This window comes from Clostridium sp. FP1 (assembly GCF_011065975.2).
GTDB classification, from domain to species: Bacteria; Bacillota; Clostridia; order Clostridiales; family Clostridiaceae; genus Clostridium_AD; species Clostridium_AD tagluense.
Genome location: NZ_JAAMNJ020000001.1, coordinates 3,655,757 through 3,669,474, shown reverse-complemented (window position 1 = coordinate 3,669,474; position 13,718 = coordinate 3,655,757). Strand labels below are relative to the sequence as shown.

Below are 13,718 nucleotides of genomic sequence, written 5' to 3'. Positions count from 1 at the left end.
AAAGTGAAAGAAATATATATTGAAAGACAAGAAGAATTTCTAAGAATAGCTATAAAAGAAAATAACAAATTAAAGGAATGCTTCATAGAAGAGGATTCAAGTGGTCCTATCCCTGGAGAAATATATAAGGGTGTTGTAAAAAATATTGTTCCAGCAATTAAGTGTGCTTTTATAGATATTGGGCACAATAAAGATTGTTATATGTATTTAGATGAAAAGTTTAATAATACAAAGATAAAAAAAGGCGACGAAATAATAGTTGAAATTTTAAAAGAGGGAATAGATAAAAAAGGAGCAAAAGTTACTAGTGCTTTTGGTATTGCAGGAATATATTCTGTAATTGTAAACATGAATAAGGACATAAGTTTTTCTAAAAAGATAAACAATAGTGATTTTGAAGATATGGTAACTAGTGGATTAAATAAACCAGAGGATGTAGGGGTTATGATTAGGACCAATGCCTTTGATGTAGACCTTAGCGTTCTAAATGATGAAGTTGAGGAATTGTATGAAATATACAAAGGGGTTATAAATCATGCTCAGTATTCAAGGAATCCTATTTTGCTATTTAGCGATGCTGGTGCAATAAATAGAACTCTACGTGATATTTTAGATAAAAACACTTTTAAAATAGTATTAAATAATGAAAGTGATTTTGAATACGCAAAAAAATTTACAGATCACAGGTCTGATATCTCAGTAAAGGTTGAGCTTCATAAAGAAAGTAGAATGTTATTTGATTATTACGGAATAGAAAAAGAAATACTGAGTCTAAGAAATCATAGGATATCATTAAAATGTGGAGGAAATATTGTAATTGACAAAACTGAGGCAATGTATGTAATTGATGTTAATTCTGGAAAGAATGTTAAGAGTCATTCCTTGCAGAAGACTGCACAAAGTACTAATATTGAGGCAGCTGACGAGATTGCAAGACAAATAAGACTCCGAAATTTAAGTGGAATCATTATAATAGACTTTATTGACATTGAAGATTTAGAGGTTAGGAAAAGCATACTAAATACTCTAAGAATAGGCTTTGCAGACGATAAAAATAAGACTGTAGTTTATCCCTTTACGCAACTGAATTTAGTTCAAATTGCAAGGCGTAGGCGCGGAAAGTCTATATATGAGTTTATTGAGGAACCTTGCAAGCATTGTCTTGGTAAAAGCAGTAGGGTTAAATTATCCTATATTCAGTTTTTGATAAAAAATGAAATTTCTAAGATTCATAAAGAACAGGGCATAAAAGATATATATATAGAAATTGATGGAATTTACCAAAAGGATATCATGGAGGACGTTTTAGAATTTGCAACGCAAATAGGAGCACTAGAAAATAGTGTTTACGTGAATTTTATACCTCACTTAGAAAAATTCAAAGTGGAGTCGCTAATTTTTGCAAATCAAATAAGAAATTTGCAGACATATAAGATATATGGGTAAATAGGCTTTACAAAGGTGTAGATATATGTTAAAATGGCTTTTGTAGACCGCTCACACAAGGTTATGAAACATACTTGATTATAGAAATCATATAGTGGTATGTACCTGGGATGGCGAGACTGGATCAAGGAGGTGTATTTTATGTACGCAGTAGTACTTACTGGTGGAAAGCAATACAGAGTTCAAGAAGGAGACGTTTTATTCGTTGAGAAATTGGATGCTGAAGTTGAAACAACAGTTGAATTTGGAGATATTCTTGCAGTAGGCAAGGAAGAGGGTTTAGTAATTGGAAAACCTCTAGTTGAAGGAGCTAAAGTTGTTGCTAAAGTATTAGCACAAGGGAAAGCTAAAAAAGTTATAGTTTTCAAATTCAAGAGAAAGTTAGATTATAGAAAGAAACAAGGACACAGACAATCATATACTAAGATTCAAATTGAGAAGATTGAAGCTTAATTATGGTTAAAGTTGAATTTGTTCGAAGAGCAAGTAAAATAGTTTCTTTTAAAATAAAAGGTCATGCTTTGCCAAAAGAAGAACAATTAGGTGTAGATTTAATTTGTTCTGCTATTTCAGCAATTTCTCAAACTACAGTAATTGGGATTGAGGAAGTTTTGAAAATTAAAGTGAAGTATTATATAGAGGATGGATTTCTGAATATAAATTTGGAAAATCAAACTTTGGAAGATATTGAAAGATGTCAAGTTTTATTAGAAACAATGATGCTTGGACTTAAAAGTATAGAAATTACTTATGGTGACTATATAAAACTAGAAACAGAGGAGGTGTGATACTATGCTAGTTATTAACCTTCAGTTATTTGCTCACAAAAAAGGAGTAGGTAGCTCAAGAAACGGTAGAGATAGTGAATCAAAAAGACTTGGGACTAAACGTGCAGACGGTCAATTCGTTCTTGCAGGTAATATTTTAGTAAGACAAAGAGGAACAAAAATCCATCCAGGAACAAATGTTGGAATAGGTGGAGACGACACTCTTTTCGCTAAAGTTGATGGAGTTGTAAAATTCGAAAGAATGGGAAAAATGAAGAAAAAAGCAAGCGTTTATCCTGTTGATCAAGAAGTAGAAGCAATTGCAATGGCTGAATAGTTTAAGGCACCCTTAAAGGGTGCTTTTTTAAAATTCTCTTTCGGAGGATAGTAATGAATGAATTAGAAAATTATATAAGCTTACTTAGAAAACAAAGACACGATTTTATGAATGATCTTCAGGTTATATATGGTTATTTGCAGATTAAAAGACCTCAAGGTGCATTAGAATATATAGATAGATTATCTAAGCAAAATGAAACTATTAGTGAAATTTACAAATTACAAGATGATGGATTTTCACTATGCCTTGAGAATAACATTAAAAAATTATGGGCAAATGAAGTTAAAGTGGAAATAGATATTGAAATCAGTAATTTTAAAAATAAAATTTTTGAAAATGAATATAATAAAAAAAATGATTTGGTTAACACTATATTTATGGAGATAGAAGCTACTGATCAAAAATTTGTATATATTTATATATTTCAAGATGAATTAGGCGAAAGTTTACTCCTTGCCAATAATGAAGCCATGTTAGGCGAAATAAGTTGGATGGATGAATGGCAGCAAATAGATATGGCGATAGATGGTTTTAAAATTTATAGATGTGATTTTGATAATAATATAGCTTATAGATTAATATTCTAAGAAATTAGAGTTTAGTTAATAGATTAAAATACAAAATAGAAAATGCGCTAAGGTAAGGTGAAATATATGTTTATTGATACAGCCAAAATTTTTGTTAAATCAGGTAATGGTGGAAATGGATCAGTTTCCTTTAGAACAGAAAAGTATATACCTCTGGGTGGACCGGATGGTGGAGATGGTGGAGACGGTGGAGATGTAATACTGGTAGTTGATGCTAGTATGACAACTTTATTAGACTTTTCATATTCAAAAAAATTCGTAGCAAAAAATGGAGTGCAGGGTTCTGGATCTAAATGTTACGGAAAAGCTGGAGAAAAATTGTATGTAAAAGTTCCAATGGGTACAATTGTACGAGATTCAGAAACAGATAAAATAATGTGTGATTTATCACATGATGGTCAAACTTTTGTAATTTGCAGAGCTGGAAAAGGCGGAAAAGGTAATGTTAAGTTTTGTACACCTACAAGGCAAGCGCCAAACTTTGCTGAACCTGGAATGCCAGGAGAAGAAAGATGGATTAAGCTTGAACTTAAGCTACTTGCTGATGTTGGGCTACTAGGATTTCCTAATGTAGGTAAGTCAACTTTGCTTTCGGTAGTTTCAAAAGCAACACCTAAAATAGCTAATTATCATTTTACCACTTTAAAACCAAGTTTAGGAGTAGTAAATGTGAAAGGCATACCGAGTTTTGTTATGGCTGATATACCAGGAATAATTGAAGGAGCAGCTGAAGGAGTAGGTCTTGGAATAGGATTTTTAAGACATATTGAAAGAACTAGAATGCTTATTCATGTGGTTGACATTTCAGGAATTGAAGGTAGAGACCCTGTAGAAGACTTTATAAAGATAAATGAAGAACTTAAAAAATATGATGTTAAACTATGGGATAGACCACAAATAGTAGCTGCCAATAAAAGTGATATGTTATTTGATGATGAAGTCTTTGAAAACTTTAAGAAAAAATTAAACGCAATGGGATACGATAATAGTAAAATATTTAAAATATCTGCAGCTACAAGTCAAGGAATAGAAGCACTGATGAAAGAGGCAGCAAGAATGTTATCTACTATTCCCGTTACAGAACTGGTAATAAATGATGAAGATAAATTCATAATAGAAGAAAAGAGATTTACCTACACTATTAATGTAGATGAAGAAGGAATTTTTGTTGTTGAAGGAAGCTTTGTTGATAGATTGCTAAATGCTGTAAATGTAAATGAACCGGATTCTCTTAAATATTTCCACAAAGTATTAAGAAATAAGGGAGTATTTGATGCACTAGTTGAAAAAGGAATTCAAGACGGGGATTCAGTAAGATTACAAAACTTTGAATTTGAATTCTTATTATAATCAATGACAAATGACCAATGACCACAATTGATCATTGATCATTAAAAATTGATCATTGCTCAAACTAGGAGGATATTATGATTACAAGTAAGCAAAGAAGTTATTTAAGAACCCTTGCAAATCCATTACAACCAATATTTCAGCTTGGAAAAGCAGGAGTAGAAGAAAATTTTTTAAAGCAGTTAAATGAGGCACTAGAATCTAGAGAGCTTATTAAAATTAAAGTTCTAAATAATAGTGGACTAACTGCTAGAGAAGCATCAGATATAATTTGTGAGGCCATAGGTGCTGAAGGAGTTCAGACTATTGGTAGCAAATGCGTATTATATAAAAGGTCTTTAAAAAAGCCTACAATTGAATTACCATAAAAGCATGTAATTTTACATGCTTTTTCCTCTATGGAAAATCATATTTTGTGTTATTATTTTCCAAGTTGTCCATGAAAAACATGCTATCAGTATGTTCGGCTGTAAGCCGTTGCTGTAAGCCGAAGCTAGTATAGTGATTGCTAAAAAAATTAGTTTGTTTTGATACCTTATTAGAAAATAAAGAGGGTGTTATATTGAAAAAAGCCATTTTTGGAGGAACTTTTGATCCAATTCATATCGGGCATATTCATATTGCCTATGAAGCATTATACAATTTACATTTAGATAAAATTATATTCATGCCTGCAGGAAATCCACCACATAAAAAGAATAAAAAAATTACAAATGCTCAAATTAGATATGATTTAGTTAAAAGGGCAATAGAATCTGAAGTCGACTTTGAAATAAGTGATTATGAAATAAATAAAAAAGAAAATAGCTATACCTATGAAACTGTTGAACTTTTTAGCAGATTGCAACGTAATATAGAATGGTATTTTTTAATTGGCGTAGATAGTTTAATGGAGCTAGATAAGTGGAAAAACGTAGAGAAGATTTTGAATGGTTGTAAGATTGTAGTTTATAATAGGGCAGGATTTACAGCGCAGGAAGTTGCGAAAAAGAAGCTCTATATAGAACAAAAGTTCAATAAAAAAATAATTTATATTGATATGCCAATTATAAACATATCTTCCACGCATATTAGGAATAATATAAAAGAGGGTAGGCAAGTTAATTATCTTTTGCCTAGAGGTGTAGAGGAAATTATTCATGTAAACAATCTATATAAATAAAACCATCTGTAATTATCTTCTGCAAAAGATGAATATTAGGAGGAGTTAAATGTGGAATGAGAAAGAAATGCTCCATTATTTGCATACAAATTTAAGTGAAGGCAGATTGAAACATAGTTTAAGTGTTAGTGAAACTGCAGTAACTCTCGCAGCTAAATTTGGAGAAAATATAGAAAGTGCAAGAATTGCAGGATTAGTTCATGACTGTGCTAAGAATGTAAAGGGCACTGAGCTTATAAAAATAGCTAGTGAGCATGAAATACATATAGACGAAATATATACAAATAACCCATCAATTTTACATGGATTAGTTGGAAGCATAATAGCTAGAGAAATAATGGGAATCCAAAATGAAAATATCTTAAGTGCTATTCGCTATCACACTACTGGTAGAAAAAATATGAGTACTTTAGAAAAGATAATTTATATATCAGATTACATTGAGCCATTAAGAAAGTTCAAAGGTGTAGAGGAACTCAGAACCTTAAGTTTGATGAATTTAGATGCAGCAGTAATGCAGTCTCTTGAAAATACCATTATCTATGTTATGAGTCAAAAGGAATTATTACATATAGATACAATTCACGCAAGAAATTATTTATTAAGTAAAAATAGAAGGTGGTAAGATGAAGAAAAAAACAAAAAGAAAAGTAAATTATAAAAAAATTGCAATTGGTACCATTGTTTTTGTGGTGACAGCTGCTATATTAATTTTTGCAGGTTTATATTTATATTTATCTAGTTTTAATAATAGTGCAGTTGATTTATCTAAAAAAGGCGTAGGATCTAAGTTAAGTAAGGGTGAAGTAGAACAAATAGTTAAGAATGGAGAATCTTGTAACATATTGGTCATGGGCGTAGATGTAGGTACTCCTGGTGCTACAAATGCCAATGACCCTAAGAGGACAGATACACTGATACTCGCACATTATGATGCAAAAGATAAAAAAATAAGTATGGTTTCTATTCCTAGAGATACTCTAATTAAAATAAATAACAAAAACCAAAAAATTAATGCTGCCCATGCTATTGGTGGCGTGACTTATACTGTTGATGCCGTAGAAAAGCTATTAGGTATCAGCATTGACTATTACGGTAAAATTAATTATGAAGGCTTTAGGAAAGTTATCGATGCTATAGGTGGAGTGGATATTGATATAAAAAGAACCATGAATTATGATGACCCCACTCAAAATTTAAGCATTCATTTTGAAAAAGGTAAAATTCATTTAGATGGTAAAAAAGCTGAAGAATTTTTTAGATGGAGAAAAAACAATGATGGAACTGGCCTGGCAGATGGAGATTTAGGCAGAATAGAAAACCAACATATGTTTATTAGTAAAATTATGGATAAAATAAAAAGCCCAAGTATAGTAATTAAGATTCCAGGTATGTTAAAAGCAATTGAAAGCTCTGCAGAAACTAATATGGAAGCTAAGGATATAATTAAATATGGATACATATTTGCAAGTAATAAGGGACAGTTATCTATGGATACCATAAAGGGTGATTTAAAGCTAATAAATGGTCAATCATATTTAGTATATAATGAAGCTCAAAATAAGACCATTATCTCAAAATTATATGATAATAAAGCGCTATATGTTGATAAGTCAAAACTTAGAATAAAGATAATTAATGGCACTAAAAAATCAGGCCTGGCTAGTGATTTTTCAAAATATTTAGTTGGAAAAGGCTATAATAAACCTGTAACAGAAAATGGTGAAACTGCTAGTAAATCTAAGATTTTAGTATACAATAGCAATAACGATATAAAAACTGCTCTAATAAAAGATTTTAAAATAGACAATATTGAGTTTTTATCGTCAACACAGGAAAAATTTGATATAATAGTCTTGTTAGGTGAAGACCATGAATACATGTATTAATATTTTTTACCTATAAACACTATATAAAGATAGTCTTAACACTATCTAAAGTTATGAGGAGGAGAAAAAATGGAAAAACAGATTATAAGCACAATTAAAGCACCAGCAGCTCTTGGACCATATTCTCAAGCAGTAAAAGTTGGAAATATGGTATATACTTCAGGATCACTTGCAATAAACGCGGCTACTGGAGAATTCATAAATGATGATATAAAAAAAGCTACAGCACAATCATTAGAAAATTTAAAAGTTATATTAGAAGAAGCAGGAACATCATTAGATAAGGTAGTAAAAACTCTAGTATTCTTAAAGGATATGAATGATTTTGCTGATATGAATGAAGTATATGCACAATATTTTACATCAAATCCACCAGCTAGATCTTGCGTTCAGGCAGCAAAACTTCCTAAGGATGCATTAGTAGAGATAGAAGTAATTGCGATTGCCGACTAATAAATTATTGCTCACTAATAAATTAACATATGTTGTTAAGGAAGGTATTCATGAAGTTAAATTAAGAGATTATTTAAAGTATACAGAGAATTTATCTAGTAGATTTTTAAAAAGCTCAGGACTAAGTGGGAAAATAAGTGTAAATGATAAAGTTGCTAGGCTAAATCATAGAATAAATTCAAATGATAAAATAGAAATTGACATGAAGAGTAATGAGCATCAAAACATTGAACCAGAGAAGATGGACCTAGATGTTATATATGAGGATATAGATCTTATAGTTATAAATAAAAGTCCGGGTATAGTGGTTCATCCCACGAAGGGATATCCCTTTGGGACACTTTCTAATGGAGTTTCATATTATTTTAAAGAAAGAAATGAAAAGTGCATTGTTAGGCTAGTGAGTAGATTGGATATGGATACTTCAGGTCTTATAATAATTGCAAAAAATCAATTTGCACATATGGCCTTAGCGAGAGATATGCAGAGTAAAGACTTGCAAAGTAAAGACGTGAACTGCAAAACCTTTGAGAAGAGTTATATGGCGGTTGTACATGGTAATATGAAAAATAAGTCAGGTACTATCGATTTGCCTATTGGAAAACCCAATGAAGAGGGTGCAAAAAGAGAAGTGTGGGAAGAAGGACAAAGAAGCATAACTCATTATGAAGTTATTGATTCTTTTAAAAATGGTGACCTTTTAAAATTGATTTTGGAAACTGGTAGAACACATCAGATTCGTGTTCATTTAAGTCATATCGGACATCCAATTTATGGTGATAGTCTCTATGGACAATCTGAAAGTCATTATATTGAGAGGCAGGCACTTCATGCTTATAAATTAATTATTCCTCACCCAAGAACTGGTGATGAACTTATACTCCAGTCACAGCTTCCGGATGATATAGTGAAGTTAATAAGCAAACTAAAAGATGAAAGTGAAATATAAGAAAGCACTAGGTTTATACTATTTAGTATGACCCTAGTGCTTTTTTATGTTTTATCTTTTACTATTTATATTGTCTGCAAATTTCCTTAACTTGTTTTTTTTTCTTCTTCTTATATGACTTAATCTAAAAAATACTATTAATACTGCAATGATAATAGCAAAATATTTTATTAAAAGTGCAGAACTTTTCGATTTTTTTGAATCACCTTTTAAAAAACCATTGTTTGGGGAAGAAGGTTTAGAATAATTTACTCCGCTAGACAAATCTAAATTGTAAGAATCTTTATCAAAAGTAATGGTTGCTTTACTTATTTTATCACCTTTAAGAATAGAAGAGGGTTTTAAATTTTTTTCCTCAGTCTTAATAACTGGAGTTGAAGCTTCCGTTGAATTTTTAGCTTTAACAATATAAAAATCTTGAGATGCAAGCAGTGGAATCAATGTACCATCATCTAAAGTTACTTTTGATACTTCATCATTTACATTAAAATATTTAAATAGCTCAAAATTATCAAATCCATAGTTTAATAGTTTTATACTGTCTGGAAAAAAAGTTTTTTTAGAGTCGTGTACAAGAGCTACTATAAGCTTTTGACCATTTCTACTAGCTACGGCAATATAAGAATGTTGAGATTGGATAGTATAGCCTGTCTTTCCACCTTCACAATTCTCATAATAGTATTGGTCGCCTTTGTGTATTAGCCTATTACCATTCCAAAGAGGACGTTTTTCCACGGATTTATTTGTTGATGCCATTGCATATGAAGGAGTTGTGGCTATCTTTTTGTATTCCTCATGTTTAGTAAGTTCTTGCATAATCAAGGCTAAAGCATAGGCTGAAGTTTTATGATTAACATTATATAAGCCATTAGGATTCACAAAATTAGTGTTTTTACAACCTAGTGAATTTGCTCTCTCATTCATAAGTAATGCAAATTTTTCTGTGGAGCCACTTACATGCTCGGCCAGGGCTACAGCGCAGTCATTAGCAGAAGCTAATATCAATCCGTATAACAATTCTTTTACAGTAATCTTTTCGCCTTCAAATAGATATATTTTTGAACCATCAGCCATCTCCGCATTTTTGCTTACAGTTACCACATCGCTTAAATTACATCTTTCTAAGACTAGAAGTATAGTCATTATCTTAGTAGTGGAAGCTGGGGGATAAGCAGAGTTCTTATTTTTTTCATAAAGTATTTTACCTGTAGTAGCATCCATTAAAACTACACTATCAGCTGATGCCACCGGTGGAGTTACTAATGCTTGTACCGCTAGGGATACATTAAAAAGCAAAAAAAATGATGCGAATATTATTGTAATTAATTTCCTCATAAATTACCTCCCAGTTTTCAATACTTACATTATATCAAAATAAATCTTTCTTAGCGACAGTATTTACGAAAAGTTGTCAATAATTTTATATATGAAGGTAAAATAAATTAGTGATTGTTTCCCATTACTGAGGATGGAAAGGAGAAATTATGAAAAATAAAGAAAAAATAATTGGGTCTATAGTTATTCTATGTATAAGCATTGTATTTATAATTGTTGGATATACAATGTCAGGTCCAAAAGAATCTATTAAGGATAAAGATTATAAAGATATATTTGTAGAAACTGATAAAGCTTCAGAAAAAAAAGATGCAAATAAAAGTGCTACTAAATCAAATACAGCTATAAAATCAAATATAGCACTTCAATCAAATACAGTAGAAGATAGTAATATTAAAGTGGACATAAAGGGTGCGGTAGCATGTCCAGGGGTCTATGAAATAAAAAAGGAAAGTAGGGTGAATGACATTGTAAAGCTAGCGGGAGGTGTTACTCTAGATGCAGACCTTTATGCTACAAATCTTTCTCAAAGACTAAAGGATGAAGATTGTATTGTGATTTATAAAAAGGGTGAGGCAGATAAGCTGCAAAAGTCACAGAGTAAAAGCAATGATTCTATGGTTTCAAGCTCTAAGGTAGCGAAGGATATTGTTAACATAAACACTGCAAATAAAGAAGAATTAAAGACTCTTACAGGTATAGGAGATACAAAAGCGGATGGGATAATTAAATATAGAGAAGAAAACGGAGGATTTAAGTCTGTAGAGGAGTTAAGAAAAGTAGATGGTATTGGAGAAAAGACCTTAAGTAAATTTATAGATAAGGTAGACATAAAGTGACTAATGGTATAAAATTATCTTGAAGAATTAGTAATAATTATTACTAATTACAGAGAACTACGAGGAGGTTTTAACATGGAAAAAAGACTTACAGAACTATCAAAAACCTCTGGCTGAGCAGCGAAAATAGGGCCAGGGGCCTTGGCGAAGATACTAGATAAATTACCTAAAATGGAAAGTGAAAACTTAATTGTTGGAATTGAAACCTCAGATGATGCAGCGGTGTACAAATTAAGCGATGAAATTGCAGTAATTCAAACCCTAGACTTTTTTACACCTGTGGTAGATGACCCTTATATCTTTGGGCAAATAGCAGCAGCAAATTCATTAAGTGATGTGTATGCTATGGGAGGCAAACCAACGCTCGCTTTAAATATAGTATGTTTTCCTAATTGTTTAAATATAGATATACTTGGACAAATTTTAAAAGGTGGAGCAGATAAAGTAATAGAAGCTGGAGCAATAGTAATAGGTGGGCATTCAGTACAGGATGATGAACCTAAATACGGTCTATCTGTTATGGGTATAGTACATCCAGATAAGGTGCTTAAAAATTACGGCTGCAATGTAGGGGACCTTCTAATTTTAACAAAGCCCTTGGGTACTGGTATAATTAATACTGCAATAAAAGCTGAAATCGCTTCAAAAGAAGCTTATGACATTGCAGTTTTGGTTATGAGTACTTTAAATAAATATGCTGGAGAAATCATTATGGAGCATGAGATAAGTGCTTGTACGGATATAACAGGCTTTGGTATTATGGGTCACTGTTATGAAATGGCTAAGGGATCAGATGTAAGCTTCAAATTATTTAAAGAAAATATACCATACATAAAAGAAGCTAAAGAATATGCAAAGATGGGACTAGTGCCTGCAGGTAGCTATAACAATAAAGCATACATAGAGGGTAAATATGAACTTAGGAGCATACCTGAGTGGCTAGAGGATATATTATTTGATCCTCAAACTTCAGGTGGTCTTTTAGTATCTTGCACAAAAGCTGAGGCAACAAAACTTATGAGTAGGTTAAATGAGTTAGAATTAGAATCACAAATTATTGGAGAAGTAATTCCTTTGCAAGATAAATATATAATTGTGGAGTAAAGAAAACACTCCATACTAAAAGGCTTATGGTGATGATTTAACAAAATAAATGCGGGGTGGAATTACCATGAATAGAGAATTATTAAGAAGCTTACCTAAAGTAGATGAGCTTCTTCAAGAAGAAACTATAAAGAAGCAATTAGAAAATAACATAAGAGTTCTTGTATTAGATTCTTTAAGAGAGGCTATAGAACTTTATAGAAAAGCAATTCTAAATGATGAAATACAAGCATTAACCAAGGAAGAAGTAATAAGCTATTCTATTAAACTATTAAATAAAAAGAATAGTCCAAAGCTTAGAAAAGTTATAAATGCTACGGGAACTGTGGTTCATACAAATTTAGGTAGATCTCTTTTATCAAAGGATGCAATAGATCGTGTAATTAATGTTGCCGAGAATTATAACAATCTTGAATATGACGTTGAAAAAGGCAAAAGAGGCTCTAGATATTCACATATAGAAGACATTCTTATAAAAATAACTGGCGGCGAGGCCGCTATGGTGGTAAACAACAATGCAGCAGCAGTTATGCTTGCCCTAGATACATTGTGTAGGGAAAAAGAAGCAATAGTGTCTAGAGGGCAATTAGTTGAAATTGGTGGCTCTTTTAGGGTTCCTGAAGTTATGAAATTTAGTGGTGCTAAACTAGTAGAGGTAGGTACAACTAATAGAACTCATTTATACGACTATGAGGATAATATTACAGAAAATACAGGAGTACTATTAAAAGTACATACTTCCAATTTCAAGATTATGGGCTTTACAGAGGAAGTATCTATAGAAGACTTAGTAGTGCTAGGAAATGGAAAAGATATACCCGTAGTTGAAGACATAGGAAGTGGAGTGCTAATAGACTTTTCAAAATATGGATTTGTCTATGAGCCAACAGTTCAGGAAAGTATAAAAAAGGGTATAGATGTAGTAACCTTTAGTGGAGATAAGATGTTAGGTGGTCCTCAAGCTGGAATTATAGTAGGAAAAAAGAAGTATATTGATAGAATGAGGAAAAATCAATTAACTAGGGCGCTCCGAATAGATAAAATGACTTTGGCAGCTTTAGAAGGTACGCTTGCACACTATTTAGAAGAAGCAGAGGCTATTAAAAATATACCAACTTTAAATATGCTTTTATGTAACACGGGCGAACTTAAGAAAAGCGCTAAAAAACTAAAAAGAATGCTTCAAAATAAAACTGATAAATTCACTTTCACTATAGATAATGACTATTCAATGGTTGGTGGGGGTTCTATGCCCACAGAAAAAATAGAAACTTATGTTATAAAAATAAAAAGTGAAAGCTACGGCGCGCAGCAAATAGAAGAGACTTTGCGAATGAATGAAGTAGCTATAATTGTAAGAATTAATAATAATGAAGTTATAATGGACCTTAGGACACTATTCGAAAAAGATTATGGGCTTATTGTAGAGGCTTTTAAAAACATGCAAAATGTATAATTAACTTGCATGCCCGTATTTTTATGGAAAGGATGTTGCTT

General features: G+C 31.6%; 16 protein-coding genes. 15 read left to right on the top strand and 1 reads right to left on the bottom strand.

Translation table 11 applies throughout. The annotated features are described in order from the left end of the window. The first annotated feature begins 3 nt into the window (after positions 1-3). The 12 genes from G9F70_RS17950 to G9F70_RS17895 all read left to right on the top strand — a co-directional run bounded on the left by G9F70_RS17950 (position 4) and on the right by G9F70_RS17895 (position 8,943). Entirely contained in the window at positions 4-1,446 is a 1,443-nt protein-coding gene (locus tag G9F70_RS17950; RefSeq protein WP_164944492.1) for an Rne/Rng family ribonuclease, read from the top strand. Positions 1,447-1,587: 141 nt separating this feature from the next. Beyond that, entirely contained in the window at positions 1,588-1,899 is a 312-nt protein-coding gene (rplU, locus tag G9F70_RS17945) for a 50S ribosomal protein L21 (RefSeq protein ID WP_164944491.1), read from the top strand. Positions 1,900-1,901: 2 nt separating this feature from the next. Continuing rightward, a complete protein-coding gene (locus G9F70_RS17940; RefSeq protein ID WP_164944490.1) occupies positions 1,902-2,234 on the top strand; it encodes a ribosomal-processing cysteine protease Prp in 333 nt (110 codons plus the stop codon). A gap of 4 nt (positions 2,235-2,238) precedes the next feature. Further along, the gene (rpmA, locus tag G9F70_RS17935) at positions 2,239-2,550 is read left to right on the top strand and encodes a 50S ribosomal protein L27 (RefSeq protein ID WP_124998249.1); all 312 of its coding nucleotides are present in this window, start codon (positions 2,239-2,241) and stop codon (positions 2,548-2,550) included. 53 nt (positions 2,551-2,603) lie between these two features. After that, positions 2,604-3,140, top strand: coding sequence for a Spo0B domain-containing protein (locus tag G9F70_RS17930; protein ID WP_164944489.1), 537 nt, complete (start codon positions 2,604-2,606; stop codon positions 3,138-3,140). Positions 3,141-3,206: 66 nt separating this feature from the next. After that, positions 3,207-4,490 (top strand): GTPase ObgE, encoded by a 1,284-nt coding sequence (gene obgE, locus G9F70_RS17925; RefSeq protein WP_164944488.1) that lies wholly within the window; start codon positions 3,207-3,209, stop codon positions 4,488-4,490. 77 nt (positions 4,491-4,567) lie between these two features. Further along, positions 4,568-4,858: a ribosome assembly RNA-binding protein YhbY gene (yhbY, locus tag G9F70_RS17920; RefSeq protein WP_124998243.1), complete on the top strand. Its 291-nt coding sequence runs from the start codon at positions 4,568-4,570 to the stop codon at positions 4,856-4,858. Positions 4,859-5,049: 191 nt separating this feature from the next. Next, a complete protein-coding gene (gene nadD, locus G9F70_RS17915; protein WP_164944588.1) occupies positions 5,050-5,652 on the top strand; it encodes a nicotinate-nucleotide adenylyltransferase in 603 nt (200 codons plus the stop codon). Between the two features lie 49 nt (positions 5,653-5,701). Further along, positions 5,702-6,277 (top strand): bis(5'-nucleosyl)-tetraphosphatase (symmetrical) YqeK, encoded by a 576-nt coding sequence (yqeK, locus tag G9F70_RS17910; RefSeq protein WP_164944487.1) that lies wholly within the window; start codon positions 5,702-5,704, stop codon positions 6,275-6,277. Between the two features lies 1 nt (position 6,278). Continuing rightward, on the top strand, positions 6,279-7,541 hold the full coding sequence (locus G9F70_RS17905) for an LCP family protein (RefSeq protein WP_224617654.1): 1,263 nt from the start codon (positions 6,279-6,281) through the stop codon (positions 7,539-7,541). Between the two features lie 69 nt (positions 7,542-7,610). After that, on the top strand, positions 7,611-7,994 hold the full coding sequence (locus G9F70_RS17900) for a RidA family protein (RefSeq protein ID WP_164944486.1): 384 nt from the start codon (positions 7,611-7,613) through the stop codon (positions 7,992-7,994). Positions 7,995-8,001: 7 nt separating this feature from the next. Then, on the top strand, positions 8,002-8,943 hold the full coding sequence (locus G9F70_RS17895; protein WP_164944586.1) for an RluA family pseudouridine synthase: 942 nt from the start codon (positions 8,002-8,004) through the stop codon (positions 8,941-8,943). Between the two features lie 51 nt (positions 8,944-8,994). Here G9F70_RS17895 and G9F70_RS17890 read toward each other — a convergent pair whose 3' ends face one another. Further along, on the bottom strand, positions 8,995-10,278 hold the full coding sequence (locus G9F70_RS17890) for a D-alanyl-D-alanine carboxypeptidase family protein (protein ID WP_164944485.1): 1,284 nt from the start codon (positions 10,276-10,278) through the stop codon (positions 8,995-8,997). 149 nt (positions 10,279-10,427) lie between these two features. On the opposite strand from G9F70_RS17890, the gene G9F70_RS17885 reads away from it, so the two are divergent. The 3 genes from G9F70_RS17885 to selA all read left to right on the top strand — a co-directional run bounded on the left by G9F70_RS17885 (position 10,428) and on the right by selA (position 13,677). After that, positions 10,428-11,117 carry a helix-hairpin-helix domain-containing protein gene (locus G9F70_RS17885; protein WP_164944484.1) on the top strand — a complete coding sequence of 230 codons (690 nt, stop codon included), beginning with the start codon at positions 10,428-10,430 and terminating at the stop codon, positions 11,115-11,117. 75 nt (positions 11,118-11,192) lie between these two features. Next, positions 11,193-12,221: a selenide, water dikinase SelD gene (gene selD, locus G9F70_RS17880; RefSeq protein WP_164944483.1), complete on the top strand. Its 1,029-nt coding sequence runs from the start codon at positions 11,193-11,195 to the stop codon at positions 12,219-12,221. 67 nt (positions 12,222-12,288) lie between these two features. Next, positions 12,289-13,677: an L-seryl-tRNA(Sec) selenium transferase gene (gene selA / locus G9F70_RS17875; RefSeq protein ID WP_164944482.1), complete on the top strand. Its 1,389-nt coding sequence runs from the start codon at positions 12,289-12,291 to the stop codon at positions 13,675-13,677. Positions 13,678-13,718: the final 41 nt, after the last annotated feature.

Excerpts from the sequence above, each read along its gene's own strand:
- G9F70_RS17900 (WP_164944486.1), top strand. The coding sequence starts at position 7,611 with ATGGAAAAACAGATTATAAGCACAATTAAAGCACCAGCAGCTCTTGGA.
- yhbY (WP_124998243.1), top strand. The coding sequence starts at position 4,568 with ATGATTACAAGTAAGCAAAGAAGTTATTTAAGAACCCTTGCAAATCCA.
- G9F70_RS17940 (WP_164944490.1), top strand. The coding sequence starts at position 1,902 with ATGGTTAAAGTTGAATTTGTTCGAAGAGCAAGTAAAATAGTTTCTTTT.
- yqeK (WP_164944487.1), top strand. The coding sequence starts at position 5,702 with ATGTGGAATGAGAAAGAAATGCTCCATTATTTGCATACAAATTTAAGT.
- obgE (WP_164944488.1), top strand. The coding sequence starts at position 3,207 with ATGTTTATTGATACAGCCAAAATTTTTGTTAAATCAGGTAATGGTGGA.
- G9F70_RS17930 (WP_164944489.1), top strand. The coding sequence starts at position 2,604 with ATGAATGAATTAGAAAATTATATAAGCTTACTTAGAAAACAAAGACAC.
- G9F70_RS17905 (WP_224617654.1), top strand. The coding sequence starts at position 6,279 with ATGAAGAAAAAAACAAAAAGAAAAGTAAATTATAAAAAAATTGCAATT.
- rplU (WP_164944491.1), top strand. The coding sequence starts at position 1,588 with ATGTACGCAGTAGTACTTACTGGTGGAAAGCAATACAGAGTTCAAGAA.
- selA (WP_164944482.1), top strand. The coding sequence starts at position 12,289 with ATGAATAGAGAATTATTAAGAAGCTTACCTAAAGTAGATGAGCTTCTT.
- rpmA (WP_124998249.1), top strand. The coding sequence starts at position 2,239 with ATGCTAGTTATTAACCTTCAGTTATTTGCTCACAAAAAAGGAGTAGGT.
- G9F70_RS17885 (WP_164944484.1), top strand. The coding sequence starts at position 10,428 with ATGAAAAATAAAGAAAAAATAATTGGGTCTATAGTTATTCTATGTATA.
- G9F70_RS17890 (WP_164944485.1), bottom strand. The coding sequence starts at position 10,278 with ATGAGGAAATTAATTACAATAATATTCGCATCATTTTTTTTGCTTTTT.